The following is a 17,857-nucleotide window of genomic DNA, read 5'->3' as shown; positions in this document are numbered from 1 at the left end:
CATAACGCACACACTTTAATCAGTTCGTCTTTTGAACGCAAGGAAAAGCACGCAGATAGCATTGCATTTTGCGCCATTTGAGGAATACGCTTTAACTTATTGTTTTTATGCGTATCTTTACTCCGAAAGCGGTCTTCGCTTTTGGGAAGCATGCTTCTGGAATATGCAATAAATCAATTGCCGTCTGGCATTTGTCGATGCAAGGCATTATTCGGCTTCCAAGCGACCAACTTTGGCAAAGGCGAAGATCATTTCGAAAACAGCAGCGGTCATTGTGGCAGCCGGCCGGGGCGAACGGGCGGGGCAAAGCGTCGAAGGGCCGAAGCAATATCGGCGCATCGGCGGCGAAGCCGTGCTCGCGCGGACGTTGCGCGCCTTTATCGACTGCACTCTGGTCGACAAGATCGTCGTCGTCATTCATCCGGATGATCACCTGCTTTATGAACGCGCAGTTCCAGAAAGCAACGAAGATATAATCGTCGTGACGGGCGGCCCGACACGGCAGGAATCCACACGGCTGGGGCTACTCGCCCTCAAGGACCACGCGCCGCATTATGTGATGATCCATGACGGTGTGCGCCCTTTCATCACGCAGGGACTGCTTGAACGGATCGTCGGTAATCTGACACCGGAGGAAGGCGTCCTTCCCGCGCTGGCCGTTTCAGATACGTTGAAGCAATCGGCCATTGACGGAACGGTCAAAACCACAGTTCCTCGCGCTGGCCTGTTCGCGGCACAAACTCCGCAGACATTTCCCTATGCGCCGATTCTCGACGCACATGAGAAAGCCTTCGCCATCCGTCGCACGGATTTCACCGACGATGCCGCCATCGCCGAATGGCAGGGCCTCGCCGTGCGCATCATCGAAGGCTCAGCCGACAACACAAAGCTTACCTGGGCAAAGGACATCGAAATGGCAGACAAGCGCCTGCGGCAGGACCATGCCGCCTTTCCGGATATTCGCACGGGCAATGGCTATGATGTACATTCCTTCGAGCCGGGCGATCACGTCACGCTCTGCGGCGTGAAAATCCCGCATGAAGCAAAGCTCAATGGCCATTCAGACGCCGATGTGGCGCTTCACGCCCTCACCGACGCTCTGCTCGCCACGCGCGGCGCTGGCGATATTGGCACGCATTTCCCGCCATCGGACCCGCAATGGAAGGGCGCAGCCTCGCGCATCTTCATCGAGCACGCAGCCAAGATCGTTCGCGAGGCTGGCGGGCGCATCGCCAATGTGGATGTGACGCTGATCAGCGAAGCGCCGAAAGTCGGGCCACATCGCGCCGCCATGACGGAAGCGCTCTGCGATATGCTCGGCATTGCCGCCGACCGTGTGTCGATCAAGGCCACGACCAACGAAAAGCTCGGTTTTGTCGGTCGCCGCGAAGGCATCGCCGCCATTGCGACGGCGACCGTCATTTATCCCGGTGAGGTGCCGGAATGAGCGAACTCGTCGCAGAGAAAGAAGCAATCGCAGTGCTGGAAGCCTGCCGCAAGGCTGGTCTGATGATTGCGACCGCGGAATCCTGCACTGGCGGCCTGATTGCCGGCGCTTTGACCGACATTGCCGGTTCGTCCGATGTCGTGGATCGCGGCTTCGTCACCTATTCCAATGAGTCCAAGAACGAAATGATCGGCGTGCCGATGGATCTGATCGGTCAGGTCGGCGCTGTATCGAAGGAAGTGGCGATTGCCATGGCCGAAGGCGCGCTGAAGCATTCGCGTGCAGGCATCAGCATTGCGGTGACCGGTGTTGCGGGACCCGGCGGCGGCTCGGACGAAAAGCCTGTTGGACTTGTCCATATCGCCTCCGCGCGCAACGGCCATCCAACCCTGCACCGCGAATGCCGTTTCGGCCCAAAAAGCCGGGCGCAAATTCGCCATGAGACGGTTCTTGCCGCGCTGGAACTGGTGCTGACAAATTTGCGGGAAGCATAACGCCAACGCATGTACTTTCCGCACTGCCGCCCTATCCTCTGCTTATCAGTTCAAGATGAGGAACATGGGCAATGCGTTTCAAAGGCAAGGTGGCTATCGTAACGGGCGGGGCAAGCGGTATTGGGGAAGCGACGGTCCGGGCTTTTATACGTGAAGGCGCGAATGTCGTCATTGCCGATTATGCCGATCACGGCCAGCAACTGGCCGACGAGCTCGCCGGAGCACACCAGCAGGCCATTTTCATCAAGACAGACGTGACAAAAACCAAAGCTGTTCAGGAACTAATTGCCCGAACAGTGGAAAATTACGGTCGTCTCGACATCATGTTCGCCAATGCGGGTATTGCAGCGGATGGACCGATCGATGAGCTTGACGAAAGCAGCTGGCAAAAGACCATCGACATCAATCTGACGGGCGTTTACCTATGCGATAAATACGCAATCGACCAGATGCGTTCGCAAGGCGGCGGCGTTATCGTCAATTGCGGATCGATCCACAGCCATGTCGGCAAGTCGGGCGTGACGGCCTATGCAGCGGCAAAAGGCGGCGTGAAGCTGCTCACCCAGACGCTGGCTATCGATTACGGCACACAGAATATCCGCGTGAATGCCGTCTGCCCCGGCTATATCGATACGCCGCTTCTGAAAGATGTTCCCGATGACAAAAAGGACGCTCTGGTTGCCCTGCACCCGATGGGTCGCCTTGGCCGTGCTGAGGAAGTGGCAAGCGCCGTTCTGTTCCTCGCCAGCGACGAGGCCTCATTCATCACCGGATCGTCATTGATGGTGGATGGAGGCTATACGGCGCAGTAAGCGCCGTTTGATTACAGACCGTAAATTTTGTCGGCGCGTTTTTCGAAGGCTTCAGAGAATTTCTTGAAGGCCAGATCAAACATCGTGCCCATCAGCAGGCCGAGTGTGCGACTTTTGAATTCATAATCGATGAAGAATTCGACGTCGCAATAGGCCGCGTCCTCGACAGGTTTGAACGTCCAGCGATTATCGAGATAGCGGAACGGGCCGTCGAGATACTTGACGTCGATGACGTTCTCGTCCGGCTTCAGCAGCACCTGACTCGTGAAAGTCTCGCGGATCAGCTTGTAGCCGACCGTCATGTCGGCAATCAGCAAGGCCTTGCCGTCGCGCTCCTTGCGGGAGCGGATCGACAAGGCTTCGCACATTGGCAGAAATTCCGGATATTTCTCGACATCCGCCACGAGCGCGAACATCTGATCGGCCCGGTGATGCACCCGTCTGACGGTCGTAAACTGCGGCATGTTTTACGATGCCCGGTTGGCAATCTGCGCTTCGCGGGCCGACTTCAGCTTTGCAAAATCGTCGCCAGCATGATGCGAAGAACGCGTCAGAGGGCTGGAGGCAACCAGCAGGAAGCCCTTGGTCTTGCCGATGGTTTCGAACGACTTGAATTCGTCCGGCGTCACGAAGCGAATGACCGGATGGTGCTTGCGGGTCGGCTGCAGATACTGACCGATGGTCATGAAATCCACGTCAGCCGAACGAAGATCGTCCATCAGCTGCAAGATTTCATTCCGCTCTTCGCCAAGGCCAACCATGATACCGGACTTAGTGAAAATGGTCGGATCGAGTTCCTTGACACGCTGCAACAGGCGGATCGAGTGGAAATAACGTGCACCGGGACGAACCTTAAGGTAGCGCGACGGCACAGTTTCCAGATTGTGATTGAACACGTCCGGGCGAGCCTTGACCACAACTTCCAGCGCGCCTTCCTTGCGCAGGAAGTCCGGCGTCAGAATTTCGATGGTCGTTGCAGGCGCAGCCGCACGGATAGCAAGAATGACGTCGGCAAAATGCTGTGCGCCGCCATCAGCCAGATCGTCGCGATCCACCGAGGTGATAACCACATGGGTCAGACCCATCTGTTTGACAGCCTTGGCGACATTTTCCGGCTCATTTGGATCAAGCGGCGTCGGGATGCCGGTCGAGACGTTGCAGAACGCGCAGGCGCGCGTGCAGATTTCGCCCATGATCATGAAAGTGGCGTGCTTCTTTTCCCAGCACTCGCCGATATTGGGGCAGCCAGCTTCTTCACAGACGGTCACGAGCTTGTTGGAACGCACGATTTCGCGCGTTTCATTATAGCCGCGCGAGACCGGAGCCTTGACGCGAATCCAGTCGGGCTTCTTCAGGACTTCATTGTCCGGGCGGTGCGCCTTTTCCGGGTGCCGCAGACGTCCGCTCTGGTTGACCGTATTGAGAACTGTAACCATGCTGTTTCCTGCCTATCCGGAGCATGTTCCCGAAAGAATGTGGAACGCTCCTTAATTCGGTCCGGTCCTAAGCCCTGACCAAAGACCTGTCAACTTGGACCATTTGCTACTCATCGCCGCGCGGCCATGCCAAGAGCCCTGAAAACCAGAGCCCAGATCAGGCCAAAGACCAAGCCGCCGACGCCAAGCGCCAAAGTGAGCGTCCAGACACCGTACCAGCCAGCGAGAGCCAATCCGTTGACCGATATGGTGTTACCGCCGAGAAGACTCAAGACGCCGGCTACAAATCCCAGCGCCAGACCGATAACGGTACACCATTTTATGATCGGCCAGGCGGCACGCCGCCATGGCCCTCCATTTTCGATCAGCGGAATAGGCGTCTCCTATTTGCTTTAAGGGTATTCCCCGCATAACCTTATTCGAAAAGTCTGCAACTTTTCGGGATTATGCGTTCAGCACACGTCCATAAGCGTCGAGTACGCTTTCCTTCATCATCTCCGAAAGGGTCGGATGAGGGAAGACCGAATGCATCAGCTCTTCTTCGGTAGTCTCAAGGTTCATGGCAATCACGAAGCCCTGGATAAGCTCGGTGACTTCCGCGCCAACCATATGCGCACCCAGAAGCTGGCCGGTCTTCTTGTCGAAGATCGTCTTGACCAGACCCTGATCCTCACCGAGAGCAATCGCCTTGCCGTTGGCCGTGAAGGAATAACGACCGACACGAATGTCGAAACCCTGTTCCTTGGCCTTGGCTTCCGTCAGGCCAACCGAAGCAACCTGCGGATTGCAATAGGTGCAGCCCGGAATCTTGCCCTTGTCGAGCGAATGTACATTCGGGAGGCCTGCGATCTTTTCAACGCAGATCGTGCCTTCATGCTCGGCTTTGTGGGCCAGCATTGGCGGACCGGCGACGTCGCCAATAGCGTAGATGCCTTCGACATTGGTCTTGCCATAACCGTCGATGACGATGCAGCCGCGATCCGTCTTCACGCCGAGCGCTTCAAGGCCGAGATTCTCAATATTGCCCTGAACGCCGACAGCTGAAATCATCCGGTCGACAGTCAGCTTTTGCACCTTGCCGTCCTTGGTTTCGATAGAAGCCGTGACGTTGTTGCCGCCCTTCTCCACTTTCGCAACCTTGGCGTCGGTGATGATCTTGAGGCCGCGCTTTTCAAGCTGCTTGCGGGCGATGGCGGAGATTTCTGCATCTTCCACCGGCATGATCTGCGGCATCACTTCCACAACCGTCACATCGACGCCCATGTCGTGATAGAACGATGCAAATTCGATGCCGATTGCGCCCGAACCCATGACCAGCATCGACTTTGGAAGGTCTTGCGGCACCATGGCTTCGAAATAGGTCCAGATCAGCTTGCCGTCTGGCTCGATACCCGGCAGCGCACGCGGACGCGCACCGGTCGCGACGATAATGTGTTTGGCCTTGTAGCTGCCCTCGCCCAGCACGCCCTTCGGCACCGGATTCTGCGGCAGCATTGGCTGCTTCGACGTCTTGCCGACGGTGATTTCGGCGGGATTGGAGCCAGAAGCGCCCTTAACAAGCTTGGCTTCGCCCCAGATCACGTCGATCTTGTTCTTCTTCATAAGGAAGGCGACGCCGCCGTTGAGACGCGCCGAAACGCCGCGCGAACGCTGCACTACAGCTTTCACGTCCGGCGTGATGGTGCCTTCCAGCTTCAGACCGTAGTCCTTGGCATGTTCACCGAAATGCAGGATTTCCGCCGAACGCAGCAGCGCCTTGGTCGGAATGCAGCCCCAGTTGAGGCAGATGCCGCCCAGATGCTCGCGCTCGACGATTGCCGTCTTGAGGCCCAGCTGTGCAGCACGGATCGCGGTTACGTAACCGCCCGGTCCCGATCCAATAACAATAACGTCGTAAATGTCGGCCATAGTTCTTGCCCTTATTCCTGAAAGCGGAAAGGCCGCGCCTGTCTTCGTATCTTCTGCAAAGACAGGCGCGGCTTCAATTCCATCAGACCAGCATGCCCATCGGATTTTCGATGTGGCGCTTGAAGGCCTGCGCCAGTTCGGCGGCAAGAGCGCCATCGACTGCGCGGTGATCGGTGGAAAGCGTGACCGACATGACTGTCGCCACTTTCATCTCGCCCTTCTTCACCACGACGCGTTCTTCACCTGCGCCGATTGCGAAAATGGTCGCATGCGGCGGGTTGATGATGGCGGCAAAATCCTTGACGCCGAACATGCCGAGGTTGGAAACCGAGGTCGAACCACCCTGATATTCCTCTGGCTTCAGCTTGCGATCACGCGCGCGTTTGGCCAGATCTTTCATCTCGTTGGAGATGGCGGAAAGCGTCTTGTTTTCCGCATGGCGGACGATTGGCGTAATCAGGCCGCCCGAAATGGAGACGGCAACGCCGACATCCGAACGCTTGTGCTTGATCATGCCGCCTTCGGTCCAGGAAACATTGGCTTCCGGAATATCGCGAAGCGCCAGAGCTGTCGCCTTGATGATCATGTCGTTGACAGAGAGCTTGTAGGCCGGAACCTCGCCCTTCTCGGTCTTGACCAGCGGCGAAGCCGCATTGATCTGCGCGCGAAGCGCCAGAAGCGCATCGAGTTCGCAATCGATCGTCAGGTAGAAATGCGGAACGGTCTGCTTCGATTCCACCAGACGGCGAGCAATGGTCTTGCGCATGCCGTCATGCGGCACGATTTCGTAAGAACCTTCCTCGAACAGCTTGAGAACGGCATCGTCCGACATCGGCTTGGCAGCGGGAGCGCTGGCAGCAGCCTGCGGCGCAGCAGCAGCTGCTTTAGCACCGCCCGACTGAATAGCGGATTCCACATCGCGCTGAACGACACGTCCATGAGGACCGGTACCCTTCACGGCAGCGATATCGACGCCGGCGTCCTTGGCGATACGGCGGGCCAGCGGCGAAGCGAAAACGCGTTCGCCCTTCGCAGGTGCCTGTGCGGGCGCAGCGGCTGCCGGAGCAGGCGCTGCAGCAGGTGCAGCGTCCTTCTTGGCCTCGGCCTTTGGCTCTTCCTTCGGAGCCTCGGCTTTTGCTTCCGCCTTGGGTGCGGCAACGCCGCCGCCCTTTGCTGCTTCCGCGACGTCTTCGCCATCAGCGGCCAGAATAGCGATCAGCGCGTTGACCTTGACGCCTTCGGTGCCAGCCGGAACAACCAGCTTTGCAACGGTGCCTTCGTCAACAGCCTCGACTTCCATCGTGGCCTTGTCGGTTTCGATCTCGGCAATCACATCGCCGGACGTAACCTTGTCGCCTTCCTTAACCAGCCATTTCGACAGGTTGCCTTCTTCCATCGTGGGAGAAAGCGCTGGCATGGTGATATTGATCGGCATGTCCAGACCCTTTCGTTAAGCGGAGTAGGTCACGGCTTTCACCGCTTCCACGACTTCGGCCACATTCGGCAGCGCCAGCTTTTCGAGATTTGCGGCGTAAGGCATCGGAACGTCCTTGCCCGCAATGGTCAGGATCGGCGCATCGAGATAATCGAAGGCCTGCTGCATCACGCGGGTGGCGATTTCGGTACCAACGGACGACTGCGGATAGCCTTCTTCAACGGTGACGAGGCGACCGGTCTTCTTGACCGATTCCACAACCGTCGGAATATCCATTGGACGAATGGTGCGCAGATCGATGACTTCAACATCGATGCCCTGTGCAGCAAGCTCTTCAGCAGCCTTGACCGCATAGGTCATGCCGATGCCGAACGAAACGATGGTCGCGTCCTTGCCCTGCTTGTGAATGCGGGCCTTGCCAATCGGCAGAACGAAATCATCCAGCTTCGGCACTTCGAAATGATGACCGTAGAGGATTTCGTTTTCGAGGAAGATGACCGGGTTCGGATCGCGGATTGCAGCCTTGAGAAGCCCCTTCGCATCGGCAGCCGAGTAAGGCATGACGACCTTGAGGCCCGGAATCTGGCTGTACCATGCGGCATAGCACTGCGAATGCTGCGCAGCGACGCGTGCAGCAGCGCCCGAAGGACCGCGGAACACCATCGGAGCGCCCATCTGGCCGCCCGACATGTAAAGCGTCTTGGCAGCCGAATTCACGATCTGGTCAATCGCCTGCATGGCGAAGTTGAAGGTCATGAATTCAACGATTGGCTTGAGGCCAGCCATAGCAGCGCCGACGCCCACACCGGCAAAGCCATGCTCGGTAATCGGCGTATCGACAACACGGCGCGGGCCGAATTCGTCGAGAAGACCCTGGGTGATCTTGTAAGCGCCCTGATATTCGGCAACTTCTTCACCCATGATGAAGACGTTTTCGTCACGGCGCATTTCTTCGGCCATGGCGTCGCGCAGTGCTTCACGCACGGTCATCGAAACCATTTCCGTGCCAGCCGGAATATCCGGATCGGACGCGACTTCAACCTTCGGCGCAGCAGGAACGCTGGCAGCTGGCTTGTCTTCAGCCTTCGGAGCTTCCTTGACTTCTTCTTTCGGCGCTTCAGCCTTGGCAGCCGGAGCCGAACCGATATCGGAAGCGCTTTCACCGTCGCCGAGTAGCACAGCAATCGGCGTATTGACCTTCACGCCTTCGGTGCCTTCTGCGATCAGGATCTTGCCGATGACGCCTTCATCAACGGCTTCGACTTCCATCGTCGCCTTGTCGGTCTCGATCTCGGCAATCACGTCACCGGACGTAACCTTGTCGCCTTCCTTTTTCACCCACTTGGAAAGCGTGCCTTCTTCCATGGTCGGAGAAAGGGCGGGCATGAGAATTTCTACGGGCATGACAACACCTTTCCCGAATTAGAGCAGAATATCCGTGTAGAGCTCGGAAACATCCGGCTCCGGATCGTTTTGAGCGAAATCGGCCGAATCAGCGACGATGTCGCGGACTTCCTTGTCGATTTCCTTCAGCTCTTCTTCGGTGGCCCAGTTCTTTTCAATCAGGCGCTGTTTGACCTGCTCGATTGGATCATGCTCCGAACGCATCTTCTGCACTTCGTCCTTCGAGCGATACTTCGCAGGATCGGACATGGAGTGACCGCGATAGCGATAGGTTTCCATTTCGAGAATCAGCGGACCCTTGCCGGAACGCGTCCATTCGGCAGCAAGTGCGGCAGCCGCAGCAACGGCGCGAACATCCATGCCGTCGACCTTGATGCCCGGAACGTTGAACGAAACGCCGCGCTTGGAGAAATCCGTTTCAGCGGAAGAACGCGAAACCGAGGTGCCCATGGCGTAACGGTTGTTTTCGATGACGTAGATCACCGGAAGCTTCCACAGCGATGCCATGTTGAAGGCTTCATAGACCTGGCCCTGATTGGCAGCGCCATCGCCGAAATAGGTGACGGAGATGTTGTCATTGCCGCGATACTTGTTCGCAAAGGCAAGACCGGTACCAAGTGGAACCTGAGCGCCGACGATACCGTGACCGCCGTAAAAGCCCTTTTCCTTGGAGAACATGTGCATGGAGCCGCCCTTGCCCTTGGAGTAGCCTCCACGGCGTCCGGTCAGCTCGGCCATAACGCCGCGCGCTTCCATGCCTGTTGCCAGCATGTGACCATGATCGCGATAGGACGTGATGATCTGATCACCTTCCTTCAGCGCGGTCTGCATACCAACGACGACAGCTTCCTGTCCGATATAGAGATGGCAGAAGCCACCAATGAAGCCCATGCCATAAAGCTGACCGGCTTTTTCTTCGAAACGCCGGATCATCAGCATCTCGCGATAGGCGTGCAGCTCCTGCTCCTTGGTGAAATTTACAGGCGCAGGTGCCTTGGGGGTAGTGACGGAAGACGTCTGCGTTTTGCCAGCAGGCGCCCTTTTAGCCCTCGGTGCCATATCTCGCTCCCTAAGATTGTCGTTATATTGTGACGTTATACGGGCATATTACAAGATACAATATGCACCCAGAGCATAGCTGCTATGCTACCAAGCCCTTAAAAACATATCACAAAAAGACAATTAACCGGAATTCAGTTAATTCGATCTGTCTTCCCGAGAGGTAATAATTGTCACTTCATCGGGATGGGAGAGATTAAGCGCCCTGCGCGCCTGCTCGTCAAGCATATCCTTTTCAATGGATCCGTCACGCAGAAGCCCGACGCGCTTTTCGAGTGCGGCGCGTTCACCGCTGATTTTTTCCAGTTGCTTGGTGAGGGATGCTTTTTGCTCTTCGAGCTGGATGCGGGAGTACAGGCCAAATTCGCCATGATAGGCGTGGAAGCCGAAATAGCTGAGATACGCAGCCGTCAGGATGGGCAGAATAAAGCGCCCACGGATCGATTTACGTTTCTGCTTGGTCCACATTGCGGCTTCCTTCCCGGATGTTTTTGACGGTAGCGAATCTCAAGCTGTAACCGCCAATCCGAATTCCACCATGAAGCATTATTTTGCTTAACAGAGCTTTACCGCAGCCATATGTCAGGGAAAGATTAACCCTATTTTTGTGAAACTGATTGGGTGTTCACAAGGCGGTGTATTTCTAGAATTTCACCCTTAAAAAGAGAAATCGGCAATCATGATCAATCCCTGATTGCCGATTTGTTCGTTGTCGGACGTTCAAACGATCACACGTCGAGAATCGTTGAGAACCCACCCATGATCATCCGCTTGCCGTCAAAGGGCATCTCGCTGCCCATCGCAGCCATACGCGGATCGCTCATCATCTTCTGATTGGCAGCATCCCGCGTGGCCTTGTCGGGATATTCGAACCAGGAGAAAACCACCTCCTCGTCGTCCGTCGCCTGCACGGCGCGGCGGAAGTCGGTCACCTTGCCATCGGGGACATCGTCACCCCACGCCTCGACCATACGCGTGACACCAAACTCTTTGAACAGTTCGGCAGCAGTCGCCGCATGTTTGCGATAGATTTCCTTATTCGCCTTCGGAACGGCAACGACGAAACCTTCAATATAAGCCATTTTCTCTCTCCCTTTGATTTCCCCCCTACGGCTCGGGTCAATACGGGATTGAGCCGCTCCATGTTCGCCATATTGCTCCCCATTCAGGGCCAGCGCATGGCAAAGACAATAACATTGATATCAATATAATTGGGCAGAGTCAAAACCGGGACTGGATGACATGTCGATACGGCCTCAAGGGCAACGAAAAAAGGCGGGCACAGGGCCCGCCTTTCATCAAAAGCTTGCGTTCGATTAAAGGAACTTCAGCGCGCTGCGGCCTGCATAACGAGCCTGCTTGCCGAGTTCTTCTTCAATGCGGATAAGCTGGTTGTACTTTGCCGTACGGTCCGAACGGGCCAGCGAGCCGGTCTTGATCTGGCCGCAATTCGTGGCAACTGCGAGATCGGCAATGGTCGAATCTTCGGTTTCGCCCGAACGGTGCGACATGACGGCAGTGTAGCCAGCCTTATGTGCGGTTTCGACGGCATCGAGCGTTTCCGACAGCGAGCCGATCTGGTTGACCTTCACGAGGATCGAATTGGCAACGCCCATGCGGATACCGTCGCGCAGACGGGCCGAGTTGGTGACGAACAGATCGTCGCCAACCAGCTGGCACTTATTGCCAACGAGGTCGGTCAGGTACTTCCAGCCTTCCCAGTCGTCTTCAGCCATGCCGTCTTCAATGCTCACGATCGGATAATCGGCAACGAGCTTGGCCAGATACTTGGCCTGCGCCTTCGGATCGCGGGTCTTGCGTTCGCCTTCATAGACGTAATTGCCGTCCTTGAAGAATTCGGTCGATGCACAATCGAGGCCGATGGCAATGTCTTCACCCGGCTTGAAACCGGCCTTCTCAATCGATTCCATAACGAAATCGAGTGCAGCCTGGGCGCTCTTGAGATTCGGAGCAAAGCCGCCTTCATCGCCGACATTGGTGTTGTGGCCAGCGTCCTTAAGGCGCTTCTTCAGCGTGTGGAAGACTTCCGAGCCATAACGCACGGCTTCACGGATCGACGATGCGCCAACCGGCAGAATCATGAATTCCTGAAAGTCGATTGGATTGTCGGCATGTGCGCCGCCATTGATGATGTTCATCATCGGCACTGGCAGAACATGCGCATTCGCACCGCCAACATAGCGATAAAGCGGCAGGCCGGTTGCCTGAGCGGCAGCCTTCGCAACAGCCAGCGACACGCCGAGAATGGCGTTGGCGCCAAGATTACCCTTGTTGGCAGTGCCGTCGAGGTCAATCAGCGTCTGGTCGATGAGCAGCTGGCTTTCAGCGTCGAGGCCTGCAATAGCGTCGAATATCTTGCCATTCACGGCTTCAACAGCCTTTTCTACGCCCTTGCCAAGATAGCGGCTGCCGCCATCGCGCAGCTCTACGGCCTCATGGGCGCCGGTCGATGCGCCGGATGGAACAGCGGCACGGCCAAAAGAGCCATCTTCAAGCACTACGTCCACTTCGACGGTCGGGTTGCCGCGGCTGTCAAGAATTTCGCGGCCGACGATGTCGATAATTGCAGTCATAGGAGCCAGTCCTTCCCTATAGATCGCTCCGCTTATCCGCGAAGCTGCTGAACAAATCCGATGTGGGCACATCCTTAGCGAAACAAAAGGCGGAGGAAAATCCCCCGCCTTTCACAATTCGCCAGGTATTTTAATGACCCTTGGCAATCCGGTCGAACGCCACAAGCTTTTCCAGCAATGCCGGCATCTTGTCGATCGGCACCATGTTGGGGCCGTCCGACGGTGCATTGTCGGGGTCCTGATGGGTTTCGATGAAGAGACCGGCCACGCCGACAGCCACTGCTGCGCGGGCCAGTGTTTCAACGAATTCGCGCTGTCCGCCTGACGAACCGCCCTGCCCGCCCGGCTGCTGCACCGAATGGGTCGCATCAAACACCACAGGCGCGCCAAGGCCAGCCATGATCGGCAGCGAACGCATGTCGGAAACCAGCGTATTATAGCCGAAAGACGCGCCACGCTCGGTTGCGAGCACATTTGGATTGCCGCTTTCAGTGATCTTGGCCAGAACATTCTTCATGTCCCAGGGCGCCAGAAACTGGCCCTTCTTGACATTGACCACGCGGCCAGTCTTCGCGGCAGCGATCAGCAGATCGGTCTGGCGGCAAAGGAAGGCTGGGATCTGGAGCACATCAACAACCGGTGCGACGGCAGCGCATTGTTCTTCGGTGTGAATATCGGTCAAAACCGGAAAGCCGAATTCCTTCTTCAGATCGGTAAAGACTTCCAGCGCCTTTTCGAGACCGATACCGCGCTCTGCTTTCAGCGAGGTGCGGTTGGCCTTGTCGAAGCTGGACTTGTAGACGAGACCGATACCCAGCTTGTCGGTGATTTCCTTCAGGCGGCCTGCCATGTCGAAGGCATGCTCCCGCGTTTCCATCTGGCATGGGCCAGCGATCAGTGCGAAACGCGCGCTGTTGGAGAAGGTAACATTACCGACTTTGACAGAGGAATTGGCGGTCGTCATTTACTCAACACCTTCAAATACGAACAACGTACCCTGGCCTTTAGCCGGAGAAACGATGATACGGCCATCTCTTTTCAGAAACGTGACACCATTGCGGTCAAGAAGCTGCTCAGCTGAGACAAGCGAAGCAACCGTGAATACCAGTCCTGCAAGCCGCAAGCCGCGGCCATGAAGTTCTGGCAACCATCCAAAGCTCTGTTCAAACTGTTTGGAGGGAACAATCTCTATATCGGCATTACCGGCAGTGATTTCCAGAGAACCACCGTCATGCTTGCGCGCAGGCGCATGAAACACACCTTGCAGCAATTCCGAAAATTCTGCCGGATTTTCCTCGCAGATCAGGATTTTGCGCAGGCCGGTGACGCCATTCTCATGCGCAATCAGATGCGACCGATCCGTTTTCGGATAGGCCAACCGCTGGCAGCAGAAGAAAAATGCATCGGGAGCGCGCAAATCCGCAGCAAAAGCCAGACGGAAACTCGCGATCTCGCGCTTGCCTTCGCGGCTGAGAAACGCGCGGGAAAACTCGACCATACGGCCACCGGAAACGCCACGCCGTTTGAACTCGGCATGGTCGGCACGTGCATCATCGGTCTTGAAGGCTATTCCTGAAAAGCCGTCCTGTCCGCTACGGAAGCGGTAGGCCTGATCGCGGAGAATGAAACTATTCGAGCGACGGGCGGCGGCCACATAAAGCGGCTCGCGGTCGACGGCCAGCATTTCCAGATAGGTGTCGTCAGCAAAAAAGCTGCACACATTGGCGGTACCGAATGGATGCTGGGCATTCGGGGCCACGGTAAATCCCAAAAGGGAAAGTCTCGCGCGCGCTTCGTCCAATTGTTCAACCGGCAGAACCAGATGGTCAACCGAACGAGCGTTGCGCGCGAGATCACTATTCATGCATCAAACCAGACGGCTTTGTTCAATCGCCGCTTCGATGAACGAAGCGAAGAGCGGATGCGGTTCGAACGGACGGGACTTCAGTTCCGGATGGTACTGAACGCCGATGAACCATGGATGGTCCGGATATTCGACGGTTTCAGGCAGCACGCCATCCGGCGACATGCCTGCGAAATTCAGGCCAGCCTCTTCGAGACGCGCCTTATAGTCGACATTGACTTCGTAGCGGTGACGATGACGCTCGAAAATATCAGTCGAACCGTAGATTTCCGCAATCTTGGAACCCGGAGCAAGAGCCGCCTCATACGCGCCAAGACGCATCGTGCCACCAAGATCGCCCGCTGCTGCGCGCTTCTCGAGCATGTTGCCCTTGAGCCATTCGGTCATCAGACCGACAACCGGCTCCTTGGTCGGGCCGAATTCGGTCGAAGACGCGTTTTCGATGCCAACCAGATTACGCGCTGCCTCGATGCAGGCCATCTGCATGCCGAAGCAAATGCCGAAATACGGAACCTTCCGCTCACGAGCAAACTTCGCCGCGAGAATCTTGCCCTCTGCGCCACGCTCGCCAAAGCCACCCGGCACCAGAATGCCGTGTACCTTTTCAAGATGCGGAGCCGGATCTTCACTTTCAAAGACTTCGGCTTCGATCCAGTCGAGATTGACCTTCACCTTATTGGCGAGGCCACCGTGATAAAGTGCTTCGATCAGCGACTTATACGCGTCCTTCAGACCCGTATACTTGCCGACGATAGCGATGGTGACTTCGCCTTCCGGATTGTGCAGGCGATGGGAAACTTCTTCCCAGCGATCCATACGCGGCTTTGGAGCCGGGTCGATACCGAATGCCGAAAGGACTTCCGAATCGAGACCTTCCTTGTGGTAAGCAATCGGCACATCATAGATCGTTGCCACGTCGAGCGCCTGGATAACGGCGCTTTCACGCACATTACAGAACAGCGACAGCTTGCGACGTTCGGATTCCGGAATTTCACGATCCGCACGCACCAGAAGAATATCCGGAGCAATACCGATGGACCGCAGTTCCTTGACCGAATGCTGCGTCGGCTTGGTCTTGAGTTCGCCCGCCGCCGGAATATACGGCATCAGCGTGAGATGGATGTAAACCGCTGCTCCGCGCGGCAATTCATTGCCTAGCTGACGGATCGCTTCGAGGAACGGCATGGCTTCGATATCGCCAACAGTGCCGCCGATTTCGCACAGAACGAAATCATAATCCTCGTTGCCTTCAAGAACAAAGTTCTTGATCTCGTCGGTAACGTGCGGAATGACCTGAACCGTCGCGCCGAGATAGTCGCCGCGGCGTTCTTTTTCGATGATGTTACGGTAGATGCGACCGGTGGTGATATTGTCCTGCTTGTTGGCAGGACGACCGGTGAACCGCTCGTAATGACCGAGATCGAGGTCGGTTTCGGCACCATCGTCAGTGACGAACACCTCACCATGCTGGTAAGGCGACATCGTGCCGGGATCGACGTTCAAATAAGGGTCGAGTTTACGGATACGCACGCGGTAACCGCGTGCCTGAAGGAGTGCAGCCAGTGCTGCAGCAGCTATGCCTTTTCCAAGGGAAGAAACCACGCCGCCAGTGATGAAAACATATCGCGCCATGGGCTTATCTCGTTAGACTTTCTTAATTGATTCCGCCACAAAAAAATGCGCCTCAAAGTGATTTTTCACCGAAGCGATGCGGTAATCGTTGTTGAACACAGACATGTCACCCCAAAACGGAACGTTTGGAGAGCGACACGAGACCCTCAGCGTATTCCACGAATGTGAACGCCATACGCTGAACATGACCGGAGCACGACCTCCGGAGCGAATACGTAGTAACGTCTTAATGGCCCCTGCCCGACATTTCCATGCCGAAGCCCGAAATCCACAGATAAGGCCTCAACTGAGACGCAGCCATGGATAGAATGGCCAAAGAAAAGCCGGGCCCAAAAGCCCGGCCATTTTTCAGATCGTCAATATGGATCAGAGAACGACGACTTCGGTGCCGAGACCGACGCGCTCATAAAGATCCATGACGTCTTCATTGATCATGCGGAAGCAGCCGTTCGAAGCGGAGCTGCCGATAGTCCATGGCTGAACCGTGCCGTGAATACGGATATAGGTGTCCTTGTTACCCTGGAACAGATACATGGCGCGCGAACCCAGCGGATTGCCCGGGCCGCCATCCATGCCGTTCTTGAAGCGACCGTAATGGCCCGGATCACGCTCGACCATTTCCTTGGTCGGGATCCAGCGCGGCCATTCACGCTTGGCGTTGACGGTAGCGGAGCCCTTGAATTCCAGACCCTGCTTGCCGACTGCAATGCCATAGCGGCGCGCTGTCGTGGAAGTTTCCACATAATAGAGGAAGCGCTGCTTCGGGTCGATCACGATTGTGCCCGGCTTGTAGCCCGTGAAGGCCACTTCCTGCGCGCGGAACTTGGGATCGATATTGTACTTGTTGGCCTTTACACCGGCATTGCCGTTGGAAGCGCTCTTTTTCTTCTTCTTCGGCTTGTCCGGATTGGCCTTGGCGTCGCTGGAAAGCGCAACCTGCTGCACGTTAGCGGCAGCGGCTTCATTCAACTGCGCCTCGGCACCGACCGGCGAAGCGGCAAAAGCCGGCGCGGAAACTCCAACGCAAAGGCTCGCAATGCCAGCCATAAGAATACGACGTGAAAACATGATCAGTTCCCGAAAATCCAAGCACAAGCGGAAAATAGCCACCGCAGCTTTGCGGCCAAGCTTTCGCTTTCCATACTGTAAACGCAGGTCCGACTCAATTCGTTGCAACGGTTGTGCAATGCGATTCGTGAAAGCCTATTGCCTGCTTGCAACACTTTGCAATTTGACGGTTAACAAAAAGAAAACCGGCCCAGTGGGCCGGCTTCACAATCACTTGAATAGAAAGCTCTTTTTACTGTGAGCTCGGAACCGGGTTGGCCGGAGCTTCCGGCGTAGCCGGTGCCTGCGGTGCGGTGGTTCCCGTCGGAGCAGCTGGAGCAGCGCCCGGTGCAGCAGGTGCAGTCCCATTCGTGTCGGTGCGCGAAGACTCACCACCAAGCTGATTGAGAATGCCGCCGCCAGCGCCGTTGCCGCCTGCCGGAGCAGTCTGGCTGCCGGATGCAGCGGGAATACGGTTCAGAATGTCGGTCGGGCGTTCGCCGTAACGCGCCATGATGCCGAGAACCAGCGACGTCGCGAAAAAGCCGATTGCCAGAATGGCAGTCGTACGGGTGAGCGCATTGGCGGCACCCCGCGCCGTCATGAAGCCAGAACCGCCGCCGATGCCAAGGCCGCCGCCTTCAGAGCGCTGGATAAGCACAACGCCGACAAGCGCCAGCACGATCAACAAATGAATGACAATGAGTACGGTTTGCATGGGTAAC

18 protein-coding genes are annotated in these 17,857 nt (G+C 56.6%); 3 read left to right on the top strand and 15 right to left on the bottom strand.

The window, feature by feature from the left end; genetic code table 11:
- The first annotated feature begins 232 nt into the window (after window positions 1-232).
- From FHW03_RS18050 to FHW03_RS18040, 3 genes are all read left to right on the top strand, one after another.
- Window positions 233-1,447 carry a bifunctional 2-C-methyl-D-erythritol 4-phosphate cytidylyltransferase/2-C-methyl-D-erythritol 2,4-cyclodiphosphate synthase gene (locus FHW03_RS18050; protein ID WP_182521866.1) on the top strand — a complete coding sequence of 405 codons (1,215 nt, stop codon included), beginning with the start codon at window positions 233-235 and terminating at the stop codon, window positions 1,445-1,447.
- Window positions 1,444-1,941: a CinA family protein gene (locus FHW03_RS18045; RefSeq protein WP_182521865.1), complete on the top strand. Its 498-nt coding sequence runs from the start codon at window positions 1,444-1,446 to the stop codon at window positions 1,939-1,941. The genes FHW03_RS18050 and FHW03_RS18045 overlap by 4 nt, the downstream gene beginning before the upstream one ends.
- Window positions 1,942-2,012: 71 nt before the next feature.
- The gene (locus tag FHW03_RS18040; RefSeq protein ID WP_182521864.1) at window positions 2,013-2,753 is read left to right on the top strand and encodes a glucose 1-dehydrogenase; all 741 of its coding nucleotides are present in this window, start codon (window positions 2,013-2,015) and stop codon (window positions 2,751-2,753) included.
- 11 nt (window positions 2,754-2,764) lie between these two features.
- Here the strand turns inward: FHW03_RS18040 and FHW03_RS18035 are convergent, their stop codons facing one another.
- The 15 genes from FHW03_RS18035 to secG form a co-directional block, all read right to left on the bottom strand.
- The gene (locus FHW03_RS18035; protein WP_182521863.1) at window positions 2,765-3,217 is read right to left on the bottom strand and encodes a type II toxin-antitoxin system RatA family toxin; all 453 of its coding nucleotides are present in this window, start codon (window positions 3,215-3,217) and stop codon (window positions 2,765-2,767) included.
- Between the two features lie 3 nt (window positions 3,218-3,220).
- Window positions 3,221-4,189, bottom strand: a complete 969-nt coding sequence (gene lipA, locus FHW03_RS18030; RefSeq protein WP_182521862.1) for a lipoyl synthase — start codon at window positions 4,187-4,189, stop codon at window positions 3,221-3,223.
- A 110-nt stretch (window positions 4,190-4,299) separates the two neighbouring features.
- The gene (locus tag FHW03_RS18025) at window positions 4,300-4,461 is read right to left on the bottom strand and encodes a hypothetical protein (protein WP_176168365.1); all 162 of its coding nucleotides are present in this window, start codon (window positions 4,459-4,461) and stop codon (window positions 4,300-4,302) included.
- Window positions 4,462-4,633: 172 nt separating this feature from the next.
- Complete coding sequence (gene lpdA / locus FHW03_RS18020) at window positions 4,634-6,097, bottom strand: dihydrolipoyl dehydrogenase (RefSeq protein WP_182521861.1); 1,464 nt, start codon at window positions 6,095-6,097, stop codon at window positions 4,634-4,636.
- A gap of 82 nt (window positions 6,098-6,179) precedes the next feature.
- Window positions 6,180-7,514 carry a pyruvate dehydrogenase complex dihydrolipoamide acetyltransferase gene (locus FHW03_RS18015; RefSeq protein ID WP_377515156.1) on the bottom strand — a complete coding sequence of 445 codons (1,335 nt, stop codon included), beginning with the start codon at window positions 7,512-7,514 and terminating at the stop codon, window positions 6,180-6,182.
- A gap of 33 nt (window positions 7,515-7,547) precedes the next feature.
- Window positions 7,548-8,936, bottom strand: a complete 1,389-nt coding sequence (locus tag FHW03_RS18010) for a pyruvate dehydrogenase complex E1 component subunit beta (RefSeq protein WP_182521859.1) — start codon at window positions 8,934-8,936, stop codon at window positions 7,548-7,550.
- Window positions 8,937-8,954: 18 nt separating this feature from the next.
- Window positions 8,955-9,995, bottom strand: coding sequence for a pyruvate dehydrogenase (acetyl-transferring) E1 component subunit alpha (gene pdhA / locus FHW03_RS18005; protein WP_078340403.1), 1,041 nt, complete (start codon window positions 9,993-9,995; stop codon window positions 8,955-8,957).
- Window positions 9,996-10,133: 138 nt separating this feature from the next.
- The gene (locus FHW03_RS18000) at window positions 10,134-10,463 is read right to left on the bottom strand and encodes a septum formation initiator family protein (protein ID WP_182521858.1); all 330 of its coding nucleotides are present in this window, start codon (window positions 10,461-10,463) and stop codon (window positions 10,134-10,136) included.
- A gap of 260 nt (window positions 10,464-10,723) precedes the next feature.
- Window positions 10,724-11,077, bottom strand: a complete 354-nt coding sequence (locus FHW03_RS17995) for a DUF1428 domain-containing protein (RefSeq protein ID WP_078340401.1) — start codon at window positions 11,075-11,077, stop codon at window positions 10,724-10,726.
- Window positions 11,078-11,311: 234 nt separating this feature from the next.
- Complete coding sequence (eno, locus tag FHW03_RS17990) at window positions 11,312-12,589, bottom strand: phosphopyruvate hydratase (RefSeq protein ID WP_182521857.1); 1,278 nt, start codon at window positions 12,587-12,589, stop codon at window positions 11,312-11,314.
- Between the two features lie 130 nt (window positions 12,590-12,719).
- A complete protein-coding gene (gene kdsA, locus FHW03_RS17985; RefSeq protein ID WP_182521856.1) occupies window positions 12,720-13,553 on the bottom strand; it encodes a 3-deoxy-8-phosphooctulonate synthase in 834 nt (277 codons plus the stop codon).
- The gene (locus FHW03_RS17980; protein WP_182521855.1) at window positions 13,554-14,453 is read right to left on the bottom strand and encodes a VOC family protein; all 900 of its coding nucleotides are present in this window, start codon (window positions 14,451-14,453) and stop codon (window positions 13,554-13,556) included.
- Window positions 14,454-14,456: 3 nt separating this feature from the next.
- A complete protein-coding gene (locus FHW03_RS17975; protein WP_078340397.1) occupies window positions 14,457-16,085 on the bottom strand; it encodes a CTP synthase in 1,629 nt (542 codons plus the stop codon).
- 366 nt (window positions 16,086-16,451) lie between these two features.
- Window positions 16,452-17,153, bottom strand: coding sequence for a L,D-transpeptidase (locus tag FHW03_RS17970; RefSeq protein WP_182521854.1), 702 nt, complete (start codon window positions 17,151-17,153; stop codon window positions 16,452-16,454).
- 232 nt (window positions 17,154-17,385) lie between these two features.
- A complete protein-coding gene (secG, locus tag FHW03_RS17965; RefSeq protein ID WP_182521853.1) occupies window positions 17,386-17,850 on the bottom strand; it encodes a preprotein translocase subunit SecG in 465 nt (154 codons plus the stop codon).
- Window positions 17,851-17,857: the final 7 nt, after the last annotated feature.

Source organism: Ochrobactrum sp. RH2CCR150, from assembly GCA_014138095.1.
Classification (GTDB): domain Bacteria; phylum Pseudomonadota; class Alphaproteobacteria; order Rhizobiales; family Rhizobiaceae; genus Brucella; species Brucella gambitense.
This window is presented reverse-complemented; position numbering and strand designations above follow the sequence as displayed.

What these genes read in the sequence shown, in the direction of transcription:
- lpdA (WP_182521861.1), bottom strand. Translation starts at nt 6,097, where the DNA reads ATGGCCGACATTTACGACGTTATTGTTATTGGATCGGGACCGGGCGGT.
- FHW03_RS18010 (WP_182521859.1), bottom strand. Translation starts at nt 8,936, where the DNA reads ATGCCCGTAGAAATTCTCATGCCCGCCCTTTCTCCGACCATGGAAGAA.
- FHW03_RS18000 (WP_182521858.1), bottom strand. Translation starts at nt 10,463, where the DNA reads ATGTGGACCAAGCAGAAACGTAAATCGATCCGTGGGCGCTTTATTCTG.
- lipA (WP_182521862.1), bottom strand. Translation starts at nt 4,189, where the DNA reads ATGGTTACAGTTCTCAATACGGTCAACCAGAGCGGACGTCTGCGGCAC.
- eno (WP_182521857.1), bottom strand. Translation starts at nt 12,589, where the DNA reads ATGACTGCAATTATCGACATCGTCGGCCGCGAAATTCTTGACAGCCGC.
- kdsA (WP_182521856.1), bottom strand. Translation starts at nt 13,553, where the DNA reads ATGACGACCGCCAATTCCTCTGTCAAAGTCGGTAATGTTACCTTCTCC.
- FHW03_RS17995 (WP_078340401.1), bottom strand. Translation starts at nt 11,077, where the DNA reads ATGGCTTATATTGAAGGTTTCGTCGTTGCCGTTCCGAAGGCGAATAAG.
- pdhA (WP_078340403.1), bottom strand. Translation starts at nt 9,995, where the DNA reads ATGGCACCGAGGGCTAAAAGGGCGCCTGCTGGCAAAACGCAGACGTCT.
- FHW03_RS18015 (WP_377515156.1), bottom strand. Translation starts at nt 7,514, where the DNA reads ATGCCAGCGCTTTCTCCCACGATGGAAGAAGGCAACCTGTCGAAATGG.
- secG (WP_182521853.1), bottom strand. Translation starts at nt 17,850, where the DNA reads ATGCAAACCGTACTCATTGTCATTCATTTGTTGATCGTGCTGGCGCTT.
- FHW03_RS18045 (WP_182521865.1), top strand. Translation starts at nt 1,444, where the DNA reads ATGAGCGAACTCGTCGCAGAGAAAGAAGCAATCGCAGTGCTGGAAGCC.
- FHW03_RS17975 (WP_078340397.1), bottom strand. Translation starts at nt 16,085, where the DNA reads ATGGCGCGATATGTTTTCATCACTGGCGGCGTGGTTTCTTCCCTTGGA.
- FHW03_RS17980 (WP_182521855.1), bottom strand. Translation starts at nt 14,453, where the DNA reads ATGAATAGTGATCTCGCGCGCAACGCTCGTTCGGTTGACCATCTGGTT.
- FHW03_RS18040 (WP_182521864.1), top strand. Translation starts at nt 2,013, where the DNA reads ATGCGTTTCAAAGGCAAGGTGGCTATCGTAACGGGCGGGGCAAGCGGT.
- FHW03_RS18035 (WP_182521863.1), bottom strand. Translation starts at nt 3,217, where the DNA reads ATGCCGCAGTTTACGACCGTCAGACGGGTGCATCACCGGGCCGATCAG.
- FHW03_RS17970 (WP_182521854.1), bottom strand. Translation starts at nt 17,153, where the DNA reads ATGTTTTCACGTCGTATTCTTATGGCTGGCATTGCGAGCCTTTGCGTT.